This is a genomic window from Simkania negevensis Z (genome assembly GCF_000237205.1).
Taxonomy (GTDB): Bacteria; Chlamydiota; Chlamydiia; order Chlamydiales; family Simkaniaceae; genus Simkania; species Simkania negevensis.
In genome coordinates, this window is the sequence record NC_015713.1 from 1,469,664 (window position 1) to 1,494,115 (window position 24,452).

16 protein-coding genes are annotated in these 24,452 nt (G+C 41.8%); 11 read left to right on the forward strand and 5 right to left on the reverse strand.

From position 1 onward, the window contains the following. Window positions 1–1,764, forward strand: coding sequence for a 2-succinyl-5-enolpyruvyl-6-hydroxy-3-cyclohexene-1-carboxylic-acid synthase (gene menD / locus SNE_RS07380; protein ID WP_013943765.1), 1,764 nt, complete (start codon window positions 1–3; stop codon window positions 1,762–1,764). Window positions 1,765–1,824: 60 nt separating this feature from the next. Here menD and SNE_RS07385 read toward each other — a convergent pair whose 3' ends face one another. Next, window positions 1,825–3,024 carry a hypothetical protein gene (locus tag SNE_RS07385; protein WP_013943766.1) on the reverse strand — a complete coding sequence of 400 codons (1,200 nt, stop codon included), beginning with the start codon at window positions 3,022–3,024 and terminating at the stop codon, window positions 1,825–1,827. A gap of 526 nt (window positions 3,025–3,550) precedes the next feature. Here SNE_RS07385 and SNE_RS07395 point away from each other — a divergent pair. Genes SNE_RS07395 through menE form a run of 5 tightly spaced genes read left to right on the forward strand, consistent with a single transcriptional unit; the run spans window position 3,551 to window position 8,225 of the window. Further along, window positions 3,551–4,216 (forward strand): alpha/beta fold hydrolase, encoded by a 666-nt coding sequence (locus SNE_RS07395; protein WP_148258981.1) that lies wholly within the window; start codon window positions 3,551–3,553, stop codon window positions 4,214–4,216. Next, window positions 4,204–5,025, forward strand: coding sequence for a 1,4-dihydroxy-2-naphthoyl-CoA synthase (gene menB / locus SNE_RS07400; protein WP_013943769.1), 822 nt, complete (start codon window positions 4,204–4,206; stop codon window positions 5,023–5,025). The genes SNE_RS07395 and menB overlap by 13 nt, the downstream gene beginning before the upstream one ends. Next, the gene (locus SNE_RS07405) at window positions 5,022–5,882 is read left to right on the forward strand and encodes a 1,4-dihydroxy-2-naphthoate polyprenyltransferase (RefSeq protein WP_013943770.1); all 861 of its coding nucleotides are present in this window, start codon (window positions 5,022–5,024) and stop codon (window positions 5,880–5,882) included. The genes menB and SNE_RS07405 overlap by 4 nt, the downstream gene beginning before the upstream one ends. After that, window positions 5,879–6,841, forward strand: coding sequence for an o-succinylbenzoate synthase (menC, locus tag SNE_RS07410; RefSeq protein ID WP_041418921.1), 963 nt, complete (start codon window positions 5,879–5,881; stop codon window positions 6,839–6,841). Before SNE_RS07405 ends, menC begins: the two co-directional genes overlap by 4 nt. Further along, window positions 6,816–8,225: an o-succinylbenzoate--CoA ligase gene (gene menE, locus SNE_RS07415; RefSeq protein WP_148258983.1), complete on the forward strand. Its 1,410-nt coding sequence runs from the start codon at window positions 6,816–6,818 to the stop codon at window positions 8,223–8,225. The genes menC and menE overlap by 26 nt, the downstream gene beginning before the upstream one ends. Window positions 8,226–8,307: 82 nt before the next feature. On the opposite strand, the gene SNE_RS07420 is transcribed toward menE, so the two are convergent. The 3 genes from SNE_RS07420 to SNE_RS12345 form a co-directional block, all read right to left on the reverse strand. After that, window positions 8,308–8,781, reverse strand: coding sequence for a hypothetical protein (locus tag SNE_RS07420; protein WP_013943773.1), 474 nt, complete (start codon window positions 8,779–8,781; stop codon window positions 8,308–8,310). A 118-nt stretch (window positions 8,782–8,899) separates the two neighbouring features. Further along, complete coding sequence (locus SNE_RS07425; RefSeq protein ID WP_013943774.1) at window positions 8,900–9,472, reverse strand: hypothetical protein; 573 nt, start codon at window positions 9,470–9,472, stop codon at window positions 8,900–8,902. After that, window positions 9,469–9,876 (reverse strand): acyl-CoA thioesterase, encoded by a 408-nt coding sequence (locus SNE_RS12345; protein WP_053225349.1) that lies wholly within the window; start codon window positions 9,874–9,876, stop codon window positions 9,469–9,471. The genes SNE_RS07425 and SNE_RS12345 overlap by 4 nt, the downstream gene beginning before the upstream one ends. A 203-nt stretch (window positions 9,877–10,079) precedes the next feature. Between SNE_RS12345 and SNE_RS07435 the strand changes: the two genes are divergently transcribed. From SNE_RS07435 to SNE_RS07455, 5 genes are all read left to right on the forward strand, one after another. Next, window positions 10,080–12,119, forward strand: coding sequence for a tetratricopeptide repeat protein (locus SNE_RS07435; protein ID WP_013943776.1), 2,040 nt, complete (start codon window positions 10,080–10,082; stop codon window positions 12,117–12,119). A 48-nt stretch (window positions 12,120–12,167) separates the two neighbouring features. Further along, the gene (yidC, locus tag SNE_RS07440) at window positions 12,168–14,603 is read left to right on the forward strand and encodes a membrane protein insertase YidC (protein WP_148258984.1); all 2,436 of its coding nucleotides are present in this window, start codon (window positions 12,168–12,170) and stop codon (window positions 14,601–14,603) included. Between the two features lie 11 nt (window positions 14,604–14,614). Next, on the forward strand, window positions 14,615–15,907 hold the full coding sequence (locus SNE_RS07445; protein WP_013943778.1) for a DnaA ATPase domain-containing protein: 1,293 nt from the start codon (window positions 14,615–14,617) through the stop codon (window positions 15,905–15,907). 101 nt (window positions 15,908–16,008) lie between these two features. Next, entirely contained in the window at window positions 16,009–17,895 is a 1,887-nt protein-coding gene (locus tag SNE_RS07450; protein ID WP_013943779.1) for an ankyrin repeat domain-containing protein, read from the forward strand. A gap of 381 nt (window positions 17,896–18,276) precedes the next feature. Then, window positions 18,277–23,754, forward strand: a complete 5,478-nt coding sequence (locus tag SNE_RS07455; RefSeq protein WP_013943780.1) for a hypothetical protein — start codon at window positions 18,277–18,279, stop codon at window positions 23,752–23,754. Window positions 23,755–23,844: 90 nt separating this feature from the next. On the opposite strand, the gene SNE_RS07460 is transcribed toward SNE_RS07455, so the two are convergent. Next, window positions 23,845–24,363 (reverse strand): CesT family type III secretion system chaperone, encoded by a 519-nt coding sequence (locus tag SNE_RS07460; protein ID WP_041418927.1) that lies wholly within the window; start codon window positions 24,361–24,363, stop codon window positions 23,845–23,847. Window positions 24,364–24,452 lie beyond the last annotated feature (89 nt).

Below are 24,452 nucleotides of genomic sequence, written 5' to 3' on the forward strand. Positions count from 1 at the left end.
ATGAGCAGTCGAACAGGCGAATTAAATGAAAAGTGGGCAAAACTCCTTATCAAAGAGTTGATTCATCAAGGCGTCCGCTACTTTTGCATTGCGCCAGGGTCCCGCAGTACCTCTCTTACAGTTGCAGCGAGTGAGCATCCTTTGGCAAACACCTTTGTCCATTTTGACGAAAGGGCACTTTGTTTTCACGCCTTAGGCTATGCCAAAGCTACAGGAATTCCTGCGGCTGTCATTGTGACTTCAGGAACTGCTGTCGGTAACCTCATGCCTGCAGTCATGGAAGCTCATAATGATCATGTCCCGATGATTCTTCTGACGTCAGACCGCCCACCTGAACTCCGCCAAACAGGAGCAAACCAAACTGCAGACCAAGTGAAAATGTTTCAAAATTTTGTCCGCTGGCAAGAAGACTTCCCTTGTCCTGATCCCCATATTTCCCCTGCTTTTATCGGATCAACGATTGCGACAGCACTTGCACATGCTCTCTACGCTCCTGCAGGGCCTGTACAACTGAACTGCATGTTTCGGGAACCCTTCTTCGAAAATGAGACTGAGAATACCCATCCCTCGTACGAACGGTCGATTAAAGGCTCTCAAACCCAAATCACTCTTGGAGAAAAGCATCTTGCAGAGACGCAAATTGAGAAGCTATGTGATGAGCTTTCTGAACATGAAAAGGGAGTGATCGTTGTAGGAGCCCTCCCTCCAAACACCTCATTAGAACCACTTTTCACCCTTTCGCGACTCTTGCAATGGCCTCTCTTTCCAGATATTCTCTCGCCACTACGTTCACATGTTCAAGCTGAAGGAATGGTCCCTACCTACGACCTTATCTTGAAAAGCATGTCGCTTAATGAAGATCTCACGCCCGACGCAATCCTTCAATTTGGCAATCGATTTGTATCTAAAAAATTACTCGAGTGGATTAGACTAAAAAAACCAAAATGTCACACCCTGGTAGCCGATCACGAGTGGCGCATGGATCCCCTCCATTCGCTCACTCACCGAGTTGTTGCAGACCCCTGGCAAGTCATGGAAGGACTGAGCAAGCACCTACCTGGGCGCGCTCCTGCGCCTTGGCTTCAATGCTGGAAAGAAATGAATCGAATCACTCAAAAAACACTCACCCATTTTTTCCAAGAAAAAAAGGATCTTAGCGAGCCAGCACTTTTCCATCACCTCTCTAGATGGATTGGGGAAGATCGGAGCCTATTCATAGGAAATAGTCTACCCATACGCGAAGCCGATGCTCTCTTTGCTCCTAAGCAAAACTGTGGACCCGTATTTGGAAATCGTGGGGTTTCTGGAATTGATGGGAATATTGCAACCGCAACAGGCATCGCAAAAGGGCTTCGCAAGCCCTTGCTCGCGATCATGGGCGATCTCACTTTCTTACATGACCTCACTTCTCTTGCTCAACTTAAAAACTCTCCTGTCCCGATTACCTTACTTGTCATCAACAACGATGGCGGAGGAATTTTTTCTTTTCTTCCCATAGCTAAAAGAAAGGCTGTATTCGAGCAGTTCTTTGTGACACCTCACGGCCTGAATTTAGAACATGCTGCTCCTCTCTTTGGACTCAAATATGAAAAAGTGACAACTCTTGATGAAATGGAAACTGCTCTTCAAAGTGGCACTACGCAATCAAAAATCCTCGAGATGTACACCGATCGCGATGAAACCCTCGCCTTACATAAAGAGATCATTGCTCATGTCAAAGAAATCCTCACGACATCAAGTAGCTCTCTTGAAGCATTTACCTAAAAACGAGCACTAGAGCCCCGATAATGATCTCACTATGGGGCTCGAAGATATAACTTAAAGTTATAGTTGAAATGATGATGTCATACTGGTCTTTTTATGAATGATTCCAATTAAAGAAAGTAAATAAACTAATTCACCTTTCGAAATATAAGGGCATTCTTTGTCTAGTTGAGGTTGAGTAGGATCTGGCATGCTTTTGTACCAATTCAAAGCTTTCAATCCTTGGCGATAAAGCCCAAATTCTTTGAGATCTTCATGCTTTTCATTAAACTGCATCAATATCCCGATCATTCCATTGCTTTCGTTATTTAGTTTAGCAACCATGTCTTCCACAAACTTTGAGAATTGGTAATGTATTTCATTCGGAATCTTTTCAATAGCGCTTCTCTCTAAATCGCTCCATCCATTAAGTCTGTAATTGTCTATATCTTTTTGAACTTTTTCCAAAACAGATTCATAATAGCTGATAAAATTGTGAAATAAATAACCTTCTAACGTTTTAATATCTGGCAAAATTTTCTTACCCAAAGCATTGACTGCTTCTACACACTTATCGTGCTCTAGATCAAAGGCCTCAGAAAGTTGTTTCAAGAGCTCACCTTGATGCGCTTTATCCTTATCTTGAAGGCTCTGTCTGACAGTTATTTTCAAATGGAGAAGGAATAGCTGAAGGTCTTTTGTCTTAATTTTATGAAATATGCCCAAGTAACCAAATAGAATCGTTTCATAAATCTTTTTTGCTTTCTCAATGGGAATCTTATGTTCTTCACACATGGAATGAAACTGCTTTTCATCAATGGGCTCATTATAAACGCCAAATGTCAGGTGCTCCCCTCCTAGATCTTTTAGCCCGTTGACAATAGGTAAAATCGTTTTATCAGTAGTCTCTAATGAAGGTTTCGCCTCATCGATAGGATGTTCTTCGCTAGTAGCTTTTAAGGAAGAATACTCATAAAGCTTCGCACCAAATGTTAGAGCCAAAATAGGGATAGCCACTGTCATGCGAACTGTAAGTAATGCTGCCAAAATCACCCAATTCCCTACCTGCAAGACTTTATGAACGAGATTGGATGGCTCGACATCTTCGATCTGTTTTTGACCGTCTTCAATAAAGATTTGACTTGCCCCATGAGTGAAACAAGAGGACCATGTTAACTCAGAGTAGTTGAAAAATAGCTGAGTTAAAATGTGGGTAGAAGGTTGTTTTAAAAGACCTTCTAAAGGAGTGTAATTGAACGTTAAAAATGAAACATTTGACATAAATACCTAGCAGTCTAAGTGGTTTATTTAAAAAATGATATAATATATACGACGAGCAAATTGACCACAAGTTCTTTAAAAATCCTAATTTTGAGTTATTTCACTCATTTAAGTTCTCCATATCTTTTTCAAAGGACAGCTTAGATTAAAACCCTCATAGATGAAAGCTGATACACATCTTTTAGAGTTGACATCAGAATGGAACCTTTGCTTTTCATAAATTAAAATAAGCTAATAAACAACGACTTATGACAAAAAAGGGTGTAATTTGAAGAAAAAATATTCAAATTGCACCCTTTTTTGATGGATTGTAAAATTTTGAGACTTTTTGCGGATTGAAAAACCAACATAGCTCGCCTTCTTTCCTTATTATAAAACACATTTTTGAAAATATGATTGTCATGGAAAAAGAAAGCATGACCCATGCTATTTTTACCGCACCAATATAAGGGGGCGAAAAAGAAAAACTCCCTTTTTCGAATGGAGTGGTTGCCTTGCATTGGTCAATGAGCTAATCTCTAAAGACATGATCACGTATATTCATGGTTTTTTAGGCGGACCAGAAGATTGGAATCCTCTTATAGAGCAGCTTCCAGGTCCTTACCAAACATTAGCTTCTCCTGAAGAGATAGAAAAGCCTGTAACACTTGTTGGTTATTCAATGGGAGGACGGCTCGCTCTTGATTTTGCAACGCGCCATCCGAAGCGAGTCGAAAATCTCATCATTCTCTCTGCTAATCCAGGAATTGATGACCCAATAAAGCGTGAAGCTAGACGCCTATGGGACGAGGAGTGGTGTCACCTCATCAAAAATCAAGGATTCGAAGCCTTTCTCGAAAAATGGTATGCCCAACCTCTCTTTACAGACCTGCGTAAACGCTCTGATTTTCATCAGATTTTCAAAAGACGCATGGAAAATGATCCTGACGAAGTCATTGCAACTTTTAGGCGGCTTAGCCCAGGAGTCTTACCCTCCTGTTGGAAAGCGATTGAAAAATTTTTATTCCCCACTCTTTTTTTATTTGGGGAACGTGATATAAAGTACCATTTGATTCGAAATAAACTTGCAAAGTTGGGAGTCAAGACAGACCTGATCTCAAATAGCGGACACGCAATTCATTTAGAAAATCCAACAGAGTGTGCTCACAAAATTAAGGAGTTTTTATGTCAGCAAGCGTCATGCAAGAAGTAAACTGGAAAGTAGCTGGAGAATACACTGACATCAAGTATCACAAATATGGTGGGATTGCCAAAATCACCATCAATCGTCCTCGAATCCACAACGCATTTCGTCCTCTCACTGTCGTAGAAATGATCAAAGCTTTAGAAAATGCGCGCAATGACGAAGAAATTGGGGTCATTATTTTGACTGGTGAAGGTCGCCACGCTTTCTGCTCTGGTGGAGACCAGTCAATTCGGGGAGAAGCAGGTTATGCCGATGGGGAAGGAGTCCATCGCCTCAACGTTCTCGATTTCCAAAAACAGATGCGTGCATGCCCCAAACCTATCGTTGCAATGGTTGCAGGCTATGCGATTGGAGGGGGACATGTGCTTCACGTCATGTGCGATTTAACAATCGCTGCTGACAATGCTATTTTTGGTCAAACAGGACCAAAGGTGGGCTCGTTTGACGGAGGTTTTGGAGCCAGTTACCTTGCCCGCATCGTCGGTCAAAAAAAGGCGCGCGAGATTTGGTATTTGTGTCGCCAATACACAGCTCAAGAAGCTCTCAACATGGGGCTCGTCAATCACGTCGTCCCCTATGAAGATTTGGAAAGAACCACCATTGAATGGTGCGAAAAGATGCTTGAACACTCGCCACTTGCGTTGCGCTGTTTAAAAGCGGCACTCAATGCAGATTGTGATGGACAAGCAGGGCTTCAAGAGCTCGCAGGAAACACAACCCTCTTGTACTACATGTGTGAAGAAGCTCAAGAAGGGCACCGTTCTTTCCTAGAAAAACGAAAACCCGATTTTACCAAGTTCCCCAAAAGACCATGAATGTTTGGATTGAAGGAGCACGCCCTAAAACACTCATCGCTTCTCTATCACCGATCTTGATTGGAAGCATGATCGCTTTTAAACAAGGGGTTTTTCACCCCTTGATTTTTTTTCTGACAGTATTATTTGGCTTAAGCATTCAAATCGGAACCAACTTTGCAAATGACTACTTTGATTTTCGCAAAGGAGCCGATACAGAAGACAGGAAGGGCCCTCGTCGTTTGACACAATCTGGCCTTGTTTCTCCTGAAACCATGAAAAAAGCCACAGCAATGACCTTTGGGATTGCAGCTCTTGCAGCTCTTTACTTGATTACCCAAGGTGGCTGGGTGATCGGCATTCTAGCGGCACTTTCAATTGTCTTAGGTTACCTGTATACCGGGGGTCCCTTTCCGCTTGCTTACTTGGGACTAGGAGATTTGTTTGTCTTGATCTTCTTTGGCCCTGTCGCTGTAGCAGGAACCGTTTACTTGCAAACACATGAACTCTCATCAATTGCAATCTTAGCAGGGTTGGCACCAGGACTCATTTCTACAGCCATATTAACAAGCAATAACATGCGGGATGTCAAAGAAGACCGAATTGCGGGTAAAAAAACGTTACCTGTCCGATTTGGTTTAACATTTGGGCGGCTGGAATACGCTCTATGTTTAGTGATTGCTGGAATGATCCCCATCGCTTTAGTGATGATGACTGGAAAGCATTTCGCCTCCTTACTTGCAACACTTACTCTTGTCCCAGCTGCGCCGCTAATCAAGTCAGCACTTAGAGAAACCAAGCTCGAACCCCTTCTTCCAAAAACGGGAAAGTGGATGTCTCTCTACACCCTAGCCTTTTTAATCGGATGGTTCCTATGAACCCTCATTCCGCAACAGTTCATGAATATACACGCCCTTTTGGAAATCAGATGAGAAAAGGTCTTCTTCTCCAGCTTGAAGGAAAAGGTGGAGCTGAAAGTTGGGGAGAAATCGCGCCACTCGAGAATTTTAGCGACGAATCTTTCGAGCAAGCGAAAGCTGAACTTTTAGAAGAGCTTCCTCATTTGCTTTATGAGCAGTGGCATCCTGAATACCTTTCACCCTCTGTTCATTTTGGCATTGAATCTGCAATCTTGGATTTAACTTTGCCAACAGTCTCTGTGCCCATTCCAATCAATGCTTTAATTGTAGGCACCCCTGATGAGATGCGCGTTCAAGCTCAAAACCTCATAGGATATGAAGCAGTCAAAATCAAAGTCGGCCATCTTCAACTTGAAGAAAGCATCGATTTAGTCGAAGAGCTTCTCTCAATGATGCCCGAAGGAATGAAAGTTCGCATCGATGCTAACCAATCTTGGACGTATGATGACGGAATGACCTTTGCTCGCTCTTTTACCCCTGACACTTTTGAATATTTAGAAGAGCCTTTTAAAACATTTGAAGACTACGTTGCCTTCCCTTACCCGATTGCTCTTGATGAAACGGTGCGCCTAGCCCCCTCAACATCTTACCTCTCTCTTCCCTACCTTAGGGCCCTTATCATCAAACCCACATTAATGGGAGGATGCACCAAACTTGTCCCACTTTTACGGGAAGCAAAGCAAAAAGACGTCGATTTTATTTTAAGTAGTAGCTATGAAAGTGAATTAGGAATAGGTCTCTTGGCAAAAGTCGCATCGCGCCTTCAGTTGCCTCCAGTTCCAATGGGACTTGACACCTATCGACTCTTTAAAGATCGTCTCTTTGAAGAAACAATTAATTGTAATGAGGGAAAGCTCACCTTTCCCAAAAAGTGGAATTTAAGAGCGGGCTGTGTCATTGCACATGAATGCATTTGAGTGTCCTTTTAGCTATCACGGAAGAAAAAATCCTAAGCAAATTGCGTTAGTTAGCGCGCAAACGAATTGGGATTATAAAACTTGCCATCAGGTGATTGAAACCCTTGCAGCAGCGTTAAAACAACAAGGAGTCAAATCTGGCGACCGTGTTGCCATCTACCCGACCCTCGAGTTTTCTACTCCTCTCCTCTTTTTTGCCCTTTTTCGGTTAGGTGCAATTTGTTGTCCTCTTAACACGTATTCACCTCTTAATCAGCTCCCTCAAACACTCGATGCCCTCACTGCAACCTATTTCGTCTTTCCTAACACTCTCAAAAAAAAGATCCCTCAAGTAAAACAAATCGCCCTAACTTTCGAAACTCTTTTAAAAAAATCACCTTCTCTTTCAACAGATTCCCACTTTCTAAGTAAAGATGCTCGTGCAACTTACCTGATGACTTCTGGGACTACACAAACCCCTAAAATTGCCTGCCATTCTCTAGGAAACCACTACTACAGCGCTCTCGGTTCAAATGCTTACCTACCCGTTCAAACTGGCGATCGTTGGCTCCTCTCTCTTCCTCTCTATCATGTTGCTGGAATTGCTCTCCTTTTTCGCACGTTTTTAGCTGGTGCCACTGTGGTCATTCCAGAAGGAAAGCCCCACGAAGTAACAACTGTTTTAAACTCCAAAGCAACGCATGTTTCCTTCATTCCTACGCAATTGCAACGTCTCCTTGATAGTGCCTCATATAGCAACCTTTTGAAAATTCAACACCAACTCAAAAGCATTTTACTTGGAGGGTCCTCCATTGATACCTCTCTAGTCCAAACTTGCCGCGAACAAGGGCTCCCTGTTTTTCCTTCTTATGGAATGACTGAAATGAGCTCTCAAATCTGCACCCAATTTACAACCGATTGTTCGGCTTTTTCTCTTGGACATCCTCTTCCCTACCGAGAAATTGCTATTGATTCCAAAAATGAAATTCAAGTCCGAGGCAAAACACTCTTTCTCGGCTATCTCAATGAGCAAAAGTCTTTGAATCTCCCCTTGAATCTAAATGGCTTCTTTGCAACAGGTGATCTTGGGGTTTACTCCCCAAAATCAGGGCTCCAAATTCATGGACGCAAAGATCGCCTTTTTATCAGTGGTGGAGAAAACATCTACCCCGAAGAGATCGAAACTTATCTCAGACAGGTTGAAGGAATGATTGAGGTGCGGATTGAACCGAAGCTGGATGAGGAGTATGGAATGCGTCCTGTCGCCTTCATTCAAAGTGCTAAGTCCTACCACCAAGAAGAGCTTCAAGACTATTTGGGAAGTTTTTTGCCAAAGTATAAAATCCCTATTGCCTTTTACCCGCTAGAAAAAGGGATTCCTAAAGGACTCAAATCCCAAATATAAAAAAATAGTGCCACCCAAGAGTAGCACTATCATATAAGGACAGATCATATAAAAATGACTTTTAAACCCGAGTGATGGGTTTTTAAACTTTTCCGTCGCTTGCAAAGTTACGAAGAAGTTGGATCTCTCGGCCTTCTTTTTCTTCATGACCATAATTGAGGCGCAGAGCAATCGCATCGTATGCAATGAGAACAAGCTTACTGTAAATAAGAGCTGGGATTGCCCAAAGAGGTGCTTGCTCAAGCTTCCCGCGGAAGATATTCCCCATTCCATTGACGCAGTAAGAAAAATCGATCTCAGCTGACTTGTAGAACTTGTCTCGGGTCTCCTCATTTTTGGTAAGTCGAGCTGCGGCTTGGTGAAAACATCCAAGGGCTAGACCGATGACAACTTCAAGATACCCCATAGACTCTCTGGCAGCTCCAGTCGCAAGCGAAACTCCAGGAATCCAGCCAGCTTTACTTAAAAATTTTTCAATCCGTTTTAAATCTGTATCAATTGCTTTGTAATCAGGATTGACAATGCTATCGAATGTCTCAGAGACAGTCGTGTGCATTTTAGAATATAAATTAGTAATAAAAGACATTAAAATCACCCACTTTTCTATAAAAGACGACTAATTTATAAAACAAGGTGATATTAATAACAACGTTTATAATTATCTTTATTACGTTTTAATAAGATTTGTGATCTTTTTTTCTTCCAGGAGTTGCTAAAGGGTCTCTATTAAGTCGATCTTTCCCTAGCAAGTCGGATCCTCCCAAAGGGTGAGATCGAACACGAGGCGGATCCTTTGGCCCCGAATCATCATCGATGGAATCCCCTCTAAAAATTTTCTCATAAATCAATGCCCCAACTCCTCCTGCAGCATAATTGTAAATTCCGATTTGAATTCCAACTTTGAATGAAAGAGGCTGGAAAACCCAAGTTGTGATCCCTTGAGCTACGACAATAGGAGCTCCGGCTAGAAAGAAAAAGAGGGCATAATCGATCAATTTATGGGCCGTTTTACCATCAAAATATTCTTTACAACTCTTACATTGCTCTTCTACATAGGTACTTTCAAATAAATAGATGAAAGTTCCAGCTTGGAGAGTACTAAAAACGGCTCGATTCATAAGGGATTGGTTACTGAAAAACATCGAAGCAAATATATTGGCTGTGATAAACGTGGCAGAGGTCCACAGAGTCCTTTCAATATATCTTTCCATATTAGGAATGCCAAAGTGGGATTTTTGAACGCTCATTTCTCTTCTCCTTTGTAAATAATAGATTTTAATTTTTCAGGAATCGGTTGCGATTGTTTTCTTTTAGGGCAGTAGACGACATGAACAATAGATGCCGTTCCAATAAGCTCACCTTCTCTTTTCAGCTCTGTAGAGTAGGTAAACGAAGTGGTGCCAATACGGGTGAAATTTAGGGCCACCTCAACCCTTTCTCCTATTGTAATCGGAAGAAAGTAATCGGCTTCAGAATGGACGATGGGGAGTAAAAAGTTTCTTTGCTCTACCATCTGGGTTAAAGAAAATCCTGACATCCGCATAAATTCTTCAAAAGCTTCTAATGAAATTTGAAGTTGATTTGCGAAATATAAGACGCCAGTTGCATCCGTATCTTGCACACGGATAATTCTTTCATAAATAAACGACATAGCTTCAATTCCAAGCAAAAACAAGTCCCATTAATTTTATGTAAAGAGAACTTTTTTTTAAACTGTTTATTCTGAGTTTATGGCCCGCCTTAATACTATTAAAATGCCTCTCAAAAGGTATTTTGAGGCCATTCTGATCATTGTCTAAAATTCGGAAGGTTACCTATAATCACCAATTCGTTTCTAAGTAGATTGAGCATCGCATGGCAAAAGCACAACACATAAAACCTTCCTCAAACCTCGAGCTTCCTGAAGATCATACTCTGGATCTTGAGGGGCTTCCTAAAGCAGGTGATTACTCTGTGTTAAGTAAAGCTCTGCTGAAAAAGGGAGAGTTTTGCCTCCTTCATGGCGATATTTCAGGTCTCCGCTTTTTCGAGATGGCCATCAAACTCGATCCCGCAAATTCTAACTTGTTTTATCAGCAAGGTCTAGCACTATTTGAATACGGTAGCGAAGAAGGGAAAGAAGAAGAGCTTATCTTAGCAGGAAAAAGTTTCAAACGAGCTACAGCCTTGAGCCCGAGTTATTTTGAAGCTTGGCACGCCTGGGGCAACACGTTGTACCTTCTTGGAATCCGCAAAAGTGAACCTAGCTACTTTCAACATGCACGCAAGAAGTATGAAAAAGCTCTTACCCTTATTGCTGATCAACCTCAAGATATCTTAGCAGATCTCTACTGGGATCTCGGAGATCTTTGGTTAAAGCTTGCAGAAATCTCTGGAGAAGCCACCGACCTTAACCTCGCCTTAAAGTCTTATGAAAAAGCCACCCTTTATCAAGACGATTTCTCTGCTGAATTTTGGTTGAATTTTGGAGATGTCTATTTCAATCTCGGTGAAAAAACAAATGACCTCCGCCTCCATGTTAAGGCAATCAATTGCTACAAAAACAGCATCTCTATTACCATTTCCTCCCATACAGGATGGCTAAGACTAGCCGATACACTGAAAGAGATCTACAGCTACACCCATGACGAAGACCACTATTCACAAGCAAGTGAATGCTACTCGGCAGCAGCACAACTTTGTCCTAACGATGAACACCTCTGGACACGATGGGCAGAGCTCTTACTCGAAAGTGGGCTCCATTTTCGAGACACTACAAAGCTCCGTTCTTGCGTAGAAAAGTGCCATCGAGGACACCAGTGTAATCCAGATGCCATTCAACTCGTCGGCATTTGGGCAGAAGCTTTAGCCTACCTTGGCCTTTTCACAGAAAAGTTAGAGCTTCTCCATGAAGCTGAAAATAAGATTGAGGAGCTAGCAGAAGAGGCTCCAGAAGATCCTAATGTCCATTACTCTTATGGAATGTGCCTCATGGCAACTGCATCCTACTTCAAAGATGTCGATTTTTACTACCAGGCGATTGAAAAATTTCAGGAAGGTTTAAGCTTAAACCGCTCTCTTCACCGTTTATGGTTTGGGATTGCCATTGCTCACGTTTTAGCAGCAGAAATCGATCAAGACGATAAGAACTTTGAGCGGGCTTGCCGCTTTTTCGAGCGGGCTTTAAACCTGAAAGTGAATAGTACCTATCACTACAATTACGGCTACTGCTTGCTAAAATTCTCCGATTTAAACCAAGAGCAAGAAACGGTAGAACAAGCTGTTTACCACTTTGAAAAAGCAATCAGTATGCAAAAAAATGTTGCTTACCAGCATCCTGAGTGGCTCTACCATTATGCAATCTCACTTGATTATCTTGGTGAATACAACGAAAACGATAGCTCTTATGTCAAAGCGCTCGATATTTTAAATCATATTTTGATGCTTAATCCCGAATTTCCCCATATTCACAGCCAACTTGCCCTTACGTACAGCCATTATGCTGAGCTTGTAAATGAACCTGAAATCTATAAACGGGCCTTTCACCATTACCGGATTGCCCACCAGCGCGATAAAGAAAATGATCAAATCATTCTTGACTGGGGAATTACCCTAGTGAATCTCGCAGAACTTCTCGAAAACAGCGTGGAATCAGACGAATATTATCGCGATGCTGAGTACAAAATGATTCAGTCAGCGCGCTTAGGTAACCCCCACGCCTATTTTTCTCTTGCCTGCCTTTATTCTCTACTGGGAGATTATGACCGTAGCATCTGCTTTTTAGAAAAAGCTCATGCCTTTGAAAGCCTTCCTTCAATCGAAGAAGTCTTGGAAGACGAATGGTTAGAAGGTGTGCGAGAAACAGATGCATTTTCCCGTTTCATAGAAAAAGTTGAATCAAACGTTCAAGAATAAGGTCTATTCTGTTAAAATAGCCTTTTCTAGTCACTTAAGTAGGAAGCGATGAATACCCGTAGCATGATCTTTGTGATTGGCTTAACTGCCATCCTCTTTTTCGTAAACCAGCACTTCACCTCTAAACGCCAGCAAGAATATGCTGAAGAGCGAAAGCAACAAGAGCTCGTTCAAAAAGAGCAAATGTCAACAGTGAAACAAGAGCTTGAGCAGCGCACTGCCTCGGCAAAACAACTTCCTCTCACTCGCTTATTTGAAGATCTACAAGGACACACCTTTCTCTCTTGGTCAGTTATTTCATCAGATGATTCTTACCTTACAATGAATTGGGCAGAAAAAATGCCCAAGCAAATCTACGTTCAAAAAGGAAGCAACTTCATTCCGGTTCATCTCATCACCGGAGAAACAGGAGTCGGCAAACTCTCCCTTTACAGTGCAGCTCACCAACCTGAAATTGTATCGACCTACGTCCCTCAGATCGGGATGCAAGACGTTCAGCTCGTCACTTTCTTAAATGGAGCTGTTCAAGTCACCTTAGCAGAATATGAAAATGGCCAGATGCTTTTTCCTGCTGAAACTCCCTCGTCTAACGCTATCGCTATGTATCAACTTGAAGGAGCTTACCTTCCTGTCGGCCTGTACAATGCTGCAAAGAACTCTTTTCAACCCATGACAAACTTTAAAACATTTGAGAATCTCACGACCTACCGCCTTGACATGCACCCTTCTGGAACCCCAAGTCAGGAAAAGTTCTATGTCCTGGAAAACGAATACATGCAAGTTGTCTTTTCGAACTGGGGTGGAGCCATTGCAGAAGTGAATCTTCCCTTCGAAAAAACTTCATCTGAGAGCGTCGTTCTTCCTATCAGCTTTGATCGGATCATCGATAAAAAATACCCTTCGAATGCCCACTTTCCCAGCCGCCCTTTCTACGCTCCTGTAAAAGGATCGGAACCTGTTTTAAAACAACCAACAGAAGGGGGTTACTATCCGATGCTCCGCCGTGGGATTCAAAAAGGTGCCGATTACCCTCCTTATACGGTTCCTCCCCAATATTACGGATTTAACATTGTCTCTGAAGATCCAGAAACATCGCAGGTTTTTTATGAAATGACCCGCTTTGATGAAAATTCCATCGAGTTCACAGCCAATTTCCAAAACCGTCGCATCACAAAAATCTATTCATTTCCAAAGACAAAGGAGCCTGCTCCTTACTGCCTCTTTGCCTCTGTAAAAGTGGATGGGGATTCACGTGGACTCTGGGTCACATCAGGAGTTCCTGAAGTGGAACTAATTTCTGGAAGCCCCGCCCCTATCATCAAATATAGCAGCGTTCAAAACCAAAAGTCGGTTGTAGATAAGCTTTCTCTGCCAAAAGAATCGACGACAATGAGTTCCATCGAACCTGATTGGGTTGCCAACTCTAACGGATATTTTGCGATTATCATGGACCCTCTAAGTGAAATTTCAGCAGGGTTTCAAGCCAACAAGGTTCCAGGTAATCTTGATCCCTCACGCATCGCGATGATTGACGCAAAATATGACCTCTACCCTGTCAGCAAGTACCCAGGTTACATGGTACACATGCCCCTTCGCAAAACCTCACAGCCCCTTGATTTTCGTCTTTTCATGGGACCTCAAGAGCACACCATTCTCAAGCAAGTAGATGCTACGTTCACTAATCAAGTGACCGGATATAATCCTCATTACACTGAAACACAGAGTTTCCATGGATGGTTCTCATTCATTTCTGAGCCTTTTGCTAAGTTTCTCTTTCTCATCATGAACTTCTTCTATAAAATCACCCACTCATGGGGATTTTCGATCATCTTGCTCACCATCGTTCTCCGGATCATGATGTATCCCCTCAATGCCTGGTCGATTAAATCGAATCTTAAGCTGCAAGCTCTCAGTCCTAAGATGAAGAAAATTCAAGACAAATACAAGAAAGATCCCAAAAGACAACAGCTTGAAATGATGCAGCTTTACAAGCAGCATAAAGCCAATCCACTTGGAGGATGTCTCCCACTTATCATTCAAATGCCTTTCTTGATTGGAATGTTTGATCTCCTCAAATCGACATTTTCTCTTCGAGGAGCTTCATTCATCCCAGGTTGGATCGACAACTTGACAGCCCCCGATGTTCTCTTTTCTTGGAGTTACCCGATCCCCTTCATCGGCACCTCTTTCCACCTCCTTCCGATCCTGCTCGGGGTGGTGATGTTCTTCCAACAAAAGCTAATGACGTCGAAAAACAAAGAGGAAATGACCGATCAGCAAAAACAACAGCAAAAAATGGGTTCAATCATGACAATAGCCTTCACAGTGCTGTTCTATAAGTTTCCTTCAGGGCTTAACATTTACTGGTTCTCATCAATGCTCCTCCAAATCTTACAGCAATGGTACGCTTCGAAGCGGACACAGCTTAAAAATAACCCAAACAATCCAAGAGAAGTTGTCATCAACCCTAAAAAGAGCAAATAAGCACCTAACCAATGAGAACATGGCACGACTTTCTTAAGATGCTTGAGAAAGATCTGGGAAAAGAAACCGTTGATAAGTGGCTAAGGCCACTTAAGATTCTGAAATTTGATGCAGCTAATCTCTACTTAGATGCAACTGACTCGTTTCAAATTCTCTGGTACAAAGAGCATGTCACCAAAGAGCTCATGGATCCAAATGGCCGCAAAATTAAGCTCCATTTTTATCTCAACGGGCAACCCCTTAAGAGCCGCGTAAAAAAAACCACTACAGAAGAATCCAGCCCAAAGCAGTACTTTTCTCCAGACCACCTCGCTTCTCATGCAACCTTTGAAAATTTCATCAAAGAAGAGTCTCCGTTTCTCGCTTGCGATTTGCTGACCCATATCGACAGCACATATAACCCCATCTTTCTCTACGGCCCATCAGGATGCGGGAAAACCCATCTCCTAATGGCCACCGCCCATAAATTAAAAAAAGATGGAAAAAATGTCTTCTACGTCCGTGCGGAAACTTTTACTGAACATGTGATCCGGGCCTTTCGAACCAGTAGCCTTCAAGAATTTCGCCCTACCTATAGAAACTTAGATTGTCTCATCCTCGATGACATCCAAATGTTAAAAGGAAAAAATACCACTCAAGAAGAACTCTTTCATACCTTCAATAGGCTCCACACACAAGGAATGCAAATTGTACTCAGCTCTAGCTCTTCCCCTCGTGAGCTTGATGGAATTGAAGAACGTCTCAAAAGTCGTTTTGAGTGGGGAATTACCCTTCCTCTATCTGTAGCTACCTCCTCTGAATGCAAACAAATTCTCGCCAAACGCTCTGAGTCTCTTTCTTTACCTCTTACAGAACTGATGCAAACCCACCTTCTTCGAACCTTTCAAACCCTTCCCTCCCTTATTAGAGCCCTTGAAGCCCTAGCTCTGCGCCTCCATCAATCCCAGCTCAAACTAGACATCTCGATGATCGACCATCTCCTTCAAGATCTCATTCGAGAAGAGAAAGGACAGCAACTGACTCCAGATATAATCTTGCAACACATTGCCGAAACATTCCAGGTAAATGCCGAAGACATTATGGGAAAAAGTCAAAATAAAGAGCACGTTTTACCTCGCAAAATGGCGATGTATTTCTGCCGCACTATCCTACGGATGCCCTATTTAAAAATTGGGGAGTTCTTTTCACGCGACCATTCAACAGTGATGTCTAGCGTGAAGCAGATTGAAAAAGGGAAAGCCTCCAAAGATAAAAACATCGCTCCGGCCCTCTTTCAAATCCAACAAAAATTCCTCAACTACTGATACCAGCAGCAACTAAAAAAGCCCAGAACTCAAGATATTCATATATATATATTTATAATAAATAAACTGCTATAAGTTAAGGAGATAAAAAGAGGCTGTTTATGGCAATAAAAATTCTCAATAATCCCCAAATTCCAAATACCTGGTGGCCTTCTATGGCTTCTCTTCAAATTCTTCCAAGCGACCTTTTTCTGAAAATCGTCTGTGAAATCCTACCAAGGACCTACTCCCCTCTCGATCCTGATCTAGAAGAAAGAAGTGAAAAACATTTTACCTTGCTATCTGTGTTTGCAAACTTGTTTTCTCTAAAAATGCAGGAGATGCCTCCTTATTATTGGACATCACCTCAATCCCCCTTTTACAACAAATCTTGGATCTCAAGCTCTCTACAATGCTACCCAAACATCCCCTATAAAACTCTAAAGGCTTTATCAGAAAAGAAAATTCAAGGTCAGTCTAATTTATTATTCCAAGGTCAAATTTATCAACTTCTTCAGGGGATTACAGGGCAAAAAACCCCACAGAGATTTTCTTCTCCCGCTTTTCCCTCAAATTGCAAAGCAGGTCAAAGACTAGAAAAAAAAACCAATAATTTGAGTGGGGATATATTCTACTTTTTGAAAGAGGGATACTACGGTAGAGCTTTAGATGCTCTAAAAGATCATCCTTTTCATCAAGCAGCCTTAAAAGGAGATGTATCTTACTTAAGAGAGCATCTAAAAGATCATCCTACTTTTCCATTCGATATTCTTCATCCCGTTGAGTTAGCTTGCTTTTCAGGAAATTTAGAAGCTGTGCAATTGCTCATCAAAGAAGCTCCCCAACATTTAGACCTTCTCGGGGCTGCAATAGCATCAGGCCACCTGAGCATTTTTCGAGAAGTCGTTTCTCTGGACCCTTCTAAACTTGCAAAGATTGAGATTGATGGCACCACTCGACTTCATGAAGCTGCTCGTAGTGGTCACTTAGAGATTTTTCGAGAGATTTACTCCCTATATCCTGAGTTCCTTGATATCTGTGATAATTTTGGCCTCACTCCACTAAATGAAGCTGTAAGAAAGGGTAAACTGCATATCGTTCGCGAAATTGTAACTCATAATCCTTCCCATCTGTTCATCAATGACGATGAAGGAAACACTCATCTACATGAAGCTGTCCAAAATGGTCATTTAGATATTTTTCATGAAATCATGAGCCTAAATCCTTCTCTACTACTGGTGACCAATCACTGGGGGGAAGCTCCTATTCACATTGCTGCTCAAATGGGTCATCCAGAAGTCATTCGAGAAACTGCTCATCACAATCTTTCTCTTCTTTCTGCTGCAAATACTTATGGGGAAACACCTCTACATTTAACCATAAAATGCGACCAACTCAACGCTTTTCGAGAAATTGTTCACCATAATCCTTCTCTTCTTTCTACTGCAATTGCTGATGGGAACACACCCCTTCATTTAGCGATAAAATACAAGCAACGTGAAATCATTCTTGAAATTGTTCAACAAGATCCCTCTCTTTTATCTATTACAAATGATTTAGGCTGGAATTCTTTTCATCTTCTCATCGCTGATGGGTGCAGCCTAGACTTCTTTCGAGAAATAATCAATCAGCTCCCTTCTATACTTTCTTCCACCACTCTTTGTGGCAATAATTCGCTTCATTTTACCGCTTTTTATGGTCATTTAACCCTTTTCCTTGAAATTGCAGAGCTTGCCCCCTCTCTACTATCTGCAACTAATAATGATCATCAAATCCCTCTACATTTTGCTGTGCAAAAGGGTCACCTTAACATTTTCCGAGAAACCATCAAACTAAACCCCCTACTACTTTTACAAGTGCCTGCTGATCAAGTCATCGAAACTTTTGGAGCTTCTGAGTACCTGACTTGTCTATCTTCTACTTGTTTTAAAGCTGCAAGTCTCGCAGTTCCCTATTTATACTCAAACAACTTCAAAAATTGGATTTTCGGCTGCGCCAAAGCACCGTAATTTGCCGATTTTAAGTGACCTCATATTCCTAATATTAGGCCACTTAAAATCGACGAATTCCGAAAGCTTTCGCGTTGCCCAAAACCAATTTTTGAAGTTGTTTGAGTATATTGTGACTAGAATGAGTCGCTTTTCCAACCTGAGATAATGTCGCCATAACTCCATCAAATCCTTATGTATTTCTTCCAGATAGTTCTTTGAATATTTAAGATTGAAATTATTTCTTTGATAGACTCTTTTCCCTACCTTACATATAATCTATTCACTCTTTTTTAAAATATTAAAAGAGAGACAAAAAAAAAGGAAAATATAATGGCGGGCCCCAATAGCTCATCGCTTTACCAGCGATGGGAATCTTGTATTGATTTATGCTCATTTACAATGAGTCAAACTATTTCTTTAATGACGCGTCAAGTGACACTTCTAGACCCTTATGGTGTAGGGGCTTTAACTTCATCAGCAACTCAAGCACTATCCATCTACGCTGTAAAAAAAGTCTTTAAAGCAGATTCTCCAGAGCTTCATGTTGCGGCAACAGTGATGGGTCTTGCACTCAGTACAATCGCACTTCCCTATATCATTGGAAAATGGGCCATTCACTCGGCCATTCGTTTGAATTTTGAAACAGCTGTTCGTACCGCAGTCACAAGCTTACTTGTGAAAACGACCATTTTTACCTTGTATTCGATCGGGAAATCTTTCGTAGATCAATACCACTGGGAAACGCCAAAAAAACTCAAGGACCTCGATAACCTTGGTACTTCACAACTGCAACATGTGAAAGCCTTTTTTATGGATCATACAGATCAAAAAGAGAATCTCACCTTAGCCTTGCAACATGCCTTAACAATTCCCTTAGGTAAATGTTCTGGAATAGGCGATGGTTGGACAAAAGAAAGTCTGCAAGTTGTCCAAAAGCAAGATCTCAGTTTTCTCACACTGGAGCAAAAAAAAGAGCTCAACGAACTCTTTTTGCAGAATCATCTCCTCCCTTCAAAACGGGACTACGTAAAAGGAGAGCTCCCTTCCTTTCCTGAATCTCTTACAAAACTCTCACTTGAGCAGCTCACTTGGACCCATCTCATAGCGCAACTCTCAGATACCGCAATATCTCCCGAGCTTGCAAAACAGTTCTATGAACAAGGGTTTCCTCCAGCAAAAACTGAATGGATCGATTGGGCATTGCCTATCCAAGTGGATTTACTCAGTAAGACTGACTTGTCATGGGTGAAAAACGATCTCATTGCGCATCCTGAGAAGTGGAGAGCGCTTGACTTGGAAACGCAAAGAAAGCTTAAAGAAAAAATCACCCTTCCCTATCTCGTTTTTCCGCAGACTAAAGGCGATGTGAATGCTTTGACTATGGGAGAACTCAAAACCTACTGGGATGCCTTCGAAATAAATGACAATTTGAAGAAGGAATTTCCTCTTGAAATGCGCCGCGTTTTTGCCGATCGATTTGAAGAGAAATTAAGCACCGATATTGATTATCTTTTTTTTGATATAGATACTCTTTTCTTTGAAGGGGAAGAAAGAATTGAGCCCTATTACCTCTTTGGAAGAGTCACACCAAAACAAGTCCTTACTGTAGGACTCATTGTAATGGTTGTTGCAGTTCCTGCTATTGCAGCTCTCGGAAGTCTTTATTATGGGGCTTCGACATCGACAGCAGAAGAGCCAATAAATCAAAATAAAACACAAGAGATCATTCCTTCACCATCAGAAGAAGTCTCGCTCCCAAAATTTGACTTCTGTCCAGATAACAATTGTTTAATGATCCCGAGTGGAAGTAAAGTCGTCGACCATCCGGTAGCAAGCCCGAATATCACAGTCCATGACCAATCATGGATCTTTGATGAATCGACGAAAAAAATTGATGCTTTTACCCTTTCATTCCTCGCTCATCAAAAGCAAACAGATCCTCGGGATGTTTGCCCTGAAAACAACTGCCTTGTATTGACTTCAACGCCCCTTCCTATTTCTCAAGCAACACGTGAAACTGGCTCCCTTCATATGATAGAGCCCTTCATTTTTCCCTTTGCAAAAAATGCAACCATACCTGTCATCACAGAAGAGTTTTCCCCATCTGACACCTCACTTGTACCACAGCTTGCCTTAACAAATCGAACCCTCATCGAGATCAACCGCCCCTCGAAAGTTGAGGCAAATAACAGAGCTGTATCTATAGTTCGCGAAGAAGTCTGCTCAGTAGATGCTCATTCTTTGACAATTCCTAAAGGAAGTAAAGTTACTGATCATCCTGTTAAACGAAGACATGTTATCTCAGTTAAAGACCGCTCTTGGGAACCTTCTTTAGAATCTGCGCAAAAAATTGAGGCTTTCTCTCTCTCCATTCTAGCCATTAAGCCTTGCTTAGAAAATAACAGTATGACGAGAATCTCCTCACCACTCATCGACCCTGCTTACAATGCTGCAACTGATGCTCCACAACCCTTTGCAACTCCCCCTGTTTATGAACCCATCGTCCTTCCCCCTCCCAAAAAAGAAATCATCACAGCATCAAACAAAAACGATCCTTTTACGATTTTGGATATGTCTTATCTCTATAAAGGAACATGCACTACGACAGAGCCGATTCTAGATGAACAGCCTGGATTTTCTATTTGGACGCTTTTAGGTGCCATTACAACGATTGTAACATTCGGTTTTTTCGACAAGGAGAGACAGGAAGAGAATTTAAATGAGGTTTCTCCTAAGCAAAGAAAGCTTGTAGTCCGGAAGAATAAGGAGCCGAGAAACAGCGTTGTATTTCCACTTCTATACAATCCTGCAAGTCCCTCAGCCCCTTTAATGCATGAAGGTAGACAAATTGAAGTTGTAAATGAAAGGCGCGCTCGTAGTGAGCTTGCAAACCTAATGCAGAATGCACAAGCCACAGCAATTGAGATTGAAATGGAAGGTGAAAGGATTCAGATTGCTTTTGATCCAAACGATCCAGAAGTCCTCAGTCAGTTTTATCGTATGATGAAGCAGTCTCAAAACGACGTTCCAGCTCTTGCAAATGAAGGTCCGATTGGTCCTTCTGCAAATATGAGAGCCAAAATAGGAATTATAAGTGGTGGGATGAGATGCATTGCTCATCTCAACCTAAGCCATCCTCCCATTGCAGCTCTTATTCAAGGTCTTGCCATCCAAGCGCGAAGAAACCAGCAATCTGTTGCAAGTGCCTCTAAACAATTTGCTTTAGACCATCAAGGTTCGGTTATGAGAACTCCTCATCCACTTGCTTTAGAGTATGACCTCTCTCCCCTTTCTGCAAGCCCTGATGTTCCTGAAATCTTAATTCCTCCTTCTACCCCAGCTATATCATCCCTCGGTTCTAGTGATTTGCCATTGCATTCTACTTCACTTCGCCTTACACAAGAAGTAGAAAAAGAGGCAAGATTGCAAAGCTTACGACCGAATGTTACCACTGTTTTCATACCTCCTCAGAAGGAGCAGAGTGTTCAACAGATGTCTGCACTAGCCAATCAGCCACATGAAATCCCAAAGGCTGAAGCCTCAAGCTGTAGTAGCCTAAATAGAGATGTTCCAGCATCTCAATTTGAAGGGCTAGAATTTTTTGATCCAAAGAAGGACTGGGATGCACTAAGCAACGTCAAAAAAGTTGTGTTTGATTTAATCGATCAGAAACAACATCTACGTATGTATCTTACCTTCCCACAGCGGTTAGGATCTATGTTAAAGCCACGCATTGATGGTAAGAGACAACCTTCCCCAAATACACAAATTCTAATGAAAATTCTGAATAAAGGTGAGGCCGTCGAATACCATTTAGATGCTTTTCAAAGTGCAACTCAAGTTTTTATTGAGGAAATGGTTAAGTTAGCAAGCAAGTGTGAAACGAAAGTATCAACTCCTGAGGTCTCAGAGAAAAGAAAAGAGAAAGAAAAAGAAAAAATGGACCCTCTAGATGAGCTTTTCGACTTCAATTTTGATTCACCCAAATCCGAAGAACAAATGAGATCTGAAGCCGAACAAAACAAGCAAAATAGAACTCAGTTTTATGAAGCTCAAAAAACGAAATGGTGGACGCACAGTTACTATGTTGGTGACAATGGCCATCCAAGTAAAACAAGAAAATATCGGGTAGCTTTAGAGGAATACTCAAGAATCCTTAATGAATCATGTGATGTTAATTATTTCTGTAATCATGCTAGGTGGTTAGCCCAAAAAAATCCTCATAATACTTTATATCAAGCCATTTACCGTGCACTTCAAGCTGTCACGTCATCGATTGACCTAAATCCTCAATCCGCTTTTGGCAGCTATAATGATGCTAGAACTCAAAGGCAGGTCCTCATCAACAGTCTACGTGCTGCCATTGTGCATACAGATTATCAAGAGTTCCGCTTGAAGCCTGAAGAAGAAATGAATGCATACGATTTTAGGGAGAATCTTTTTTGCCGTCGTGTCATTCGGCAGCTTTCAGAAATAATCTTCTTACCCGAAATTCATAGTCACTTAAAAGAGGTTACAGACTTATTTGTAGGAACAAGTAGGCATCACCGAAGCCAGTCCGAAGATCTTGAGCCCGTGACTGCAGAAAACTTCGTCAGAAAAATCCATGAGAGAAATGAAGATATCAAGCATGCTCCTAAAGACATTCTTGGTAAATCCACAGCTGCCCTTCAGGGACAAAAAGGGTCTGGAGCCTTAGGGACTGAAGACTTTATCGGAACTAAAAACGTCCCCCATTTACGTAATTCCTATGTCTACCGCCATCGAGAAACTGGGAAAGTCCAAACGGTCGATTACTTCCGTCATGGGTGCCCTGTTACGCCTGGAAGTTACTGGAAAATTTTAGGAGGAATGCTTGGGCGATCTCTTTCTTACTGGAGTGGCTATGATGTCGCTCCTAGAAGCGGTGAAGCAGTTGCTCCTGAATATGAAGAAATGCTTTATGCAAAAGCAGCAAGAGGCGAAGGAGACTTATACGTCAACCACCAAAGAAGAATCCCCGGAGGAGTGGAAAATGAAAGAGACCGCGTTGAGGTTATTGAGGGATTACAAACGAGACATGATAATGAATTTGTTTTGACTCAATCAGTTGAAGGAACTCTTTTCAAGAGGCAAGATCCTTATTCTAACATCACGAGATTTGAAGATCTGATCGATGCTTTTGTGGAAACCTTTAATCAACAAGATGATGTTTGGAAAGGGGTCTATGCACAAAATATGTTGCCTAAAGTTTTCTGGGATAATGCAGGCTTGCGAGCAGAGTATTTAACCGAGCTAAGAGGATTACTGCAGAGGATTCATAGGGAATTTTTTGATGGAAAAGAGGAAATTGACTTTAAGGGATTTAGCCCTACAAAGCCAAGAGAGCCTTATCCTCTGCGCGAATGGCAAGTCTTTATTGAACTCGCTTATACATTCATGAGAAAGGATCTCATTTTTAGGCTTTCTGAGATAGAGACCAAAAGTGGGCGGTATCAAGTAACTTCAATGAAAGATATTTGTAAGGATAAGCTCGATCGCGGAGGGAATGAGGCGAAAAATGAAGATGAAACAAGCTACTACATGATTGGTAATCCTCAAGATGAGTGGTTTGAAGATACCCTTTATCAACTCCTAGGTCCCCCTATCCTTGTGAAGAAAAAAGAAGCCATTACAAGTCGCCTTGAGCCAGGTCTAGCTCTTTCACAGTTCCTTAAAAATATGAGTGAAGAGCAAAAATTAGCGATGAGAAATATGGACTTCTTGGGATGGAAAATTGAAGAAGTCAAGGTTCTCAAAAGATCTGATCAGAGCGCTTTCCCAACAAAAAAGACAGCCCATACGAATCAGGAAAAAGAAGACCTACGTTGGACCGAATTCTACCGCAAAGGGTTTTAGTCATTATTTTAGAGATGACTATTTTTTTGAGACAAAAAAGCAGCCTTTTATGGCTGCTTTTCTTAATTGCTTTCTGTCTAAGAATCGAGATTAGATCTTGATAAAACGATCGCCTGGCTTTGGCTGATCGCCACCAGGACGGTGTCCAGGCTGCATGCCAGCTTGTGGACGCTCAATTTGTACATCATGACCTTCCATAATTCTCTTCGCGCGATCTCTCCACTTTTCAACCGACTCTACAAAGAGTGGTGCAAAGCGGCGAAGTGAAGATGTATCAGCGCCAGCTCCCATTTCGAGCACGCAGTGCATCAAAATGAGCTCTTCCTTGACAGCAACACCAATTCCACCACCAGCCATTTGGCCACCAAGCATCGAACCTTCTAACAATGCTTCGTAAAGTTTAAGTTTGGTTGGATCATCTTTTGGTAGACCATCCAAGATGGGAGAATAAAGGTAGAGACGATCTGAATTCGGCTCGTATGTCAAGTGGAGAGAAAAGGTATTGTCAATCCCTAGAATACAGGTATGGTTTTCATCGAAAGCCAGTCCTTCGAGATTTAGCTCTTTTCCAAACTCTCTAAGATTAGCTTTTGCGTTTTCCAAAGACATCGATGTCTCCTCCTTGAATTTTGTTTGTATCTTTTCGCGTTCATACATGAACACATTAAAGAAAGAAGTTTTTCAGGCTGAGAAAAAAA

Excerpts from the sequence above, each read along its gene's own strand:
- menC (WP_041418921.1), top strand. The coding sequence starts at position 5,879 with ATGAACCCTCATTCCGCAACAGTTCATGAATATACACGCCCTTTTGGA.
- SNE_RS07435 (WP_013943776.1), top strand. The coding sequence starts at position 10,080 with ATGGCAAAAGCACAACACATAAAACCTTCCTCAAACCTCGAGCTTCCT.
- SNE_RS07445 (WP_013943778.1), top strand. The coding sequence starts at position 14,615 with ATGAGAACATGGCACGACTTTCTTAAGATGCTTGAGAAAGATCTGGGA.
- SNE_RS07395 (WP_148258981.1), top strand. The coding sequence starts at position 3,551 with ATGATCACGTATATTCATGGTTTTTTAGGCGGACCAGAAGATTGGAAT.
- SNE_RS07405 (WP_013943770.1), top strand. The coding sequence starts at position 5,022 with ATGAATGTTTGGATTGAAGGAGCACGCCCTAAAACACTCATCGCTTCT.
- SNE_RS07425 (WP_013943774.1), bottom strand. The coding sequence starts at position 9,472 with ATGAGCGTTCAAAAATCCCACTTTGGCATTCCTAATATGGAAAGATAT.
- SNE_RS07385 (WP_013943766.1), bottom strand. The coding sequence starts at position 3,024 with ATGTCAAATGTTTCATTTTTAACGTTCAATTACACTCCTTTAGAAGGT.
- SNE_RS07420 (WP_013943773.1), bottom strand. The coding sequence starts at position 8,781 with ATGCACACGACTGTCTCTGAGACATTCGATAGCATTGTCAATCCTGAT.
- SNE_RS12345 (WP_053225349.1), bottom strand. The coding sequence starts at position 9,876 with ATGTCGTTTATTTATGAAAGAATTATCCGTGTGCAAGATACGGATGCA.
- menD (WP_013943765.1), top strand. The coding sequence starts at position 1 with ATGAGCAGTCGAACAGGCGAATTAAATGAAAAGTGGGCAAAACTCCTT.
- yidC (WP_148258984.1), top strand. The coding sequence starts at position 12,168 with ATGAATACCCGTAGCATGATCTTTGTGATTGGCTTAACTGCCATCCTC.
- SNE_RS07460 (WP_041418927.1), bottom strand. The coding sequence starts at position 24,363 with ATGTCTTTGGAAAACGCAAAAGCTAATCTTAGAGAGTTTGGAAAAGAG.
- SNE_RS07450 (WP_013943779.1), top strand. The coding sequence starts at position 16,009 with ATGGCAATAAAAATTCTCAATAATCCCCAAATTCCAAATACCTGGTGG.
- SNE_RS07455 (WP_013943780.1), top strand. The coding sequence starts at position 18,277 with ATGAGTCAAACTATTTCTTTAATGACGCGTCAAGTGACACTTCTAGAC.
- menB (WP_013943769.1), top strand. The coding sequence starts at position 4,204 with ATGCAAGAAGTAAACTGGAAAGTAGCTGGAGAATACACTGACATCAAG.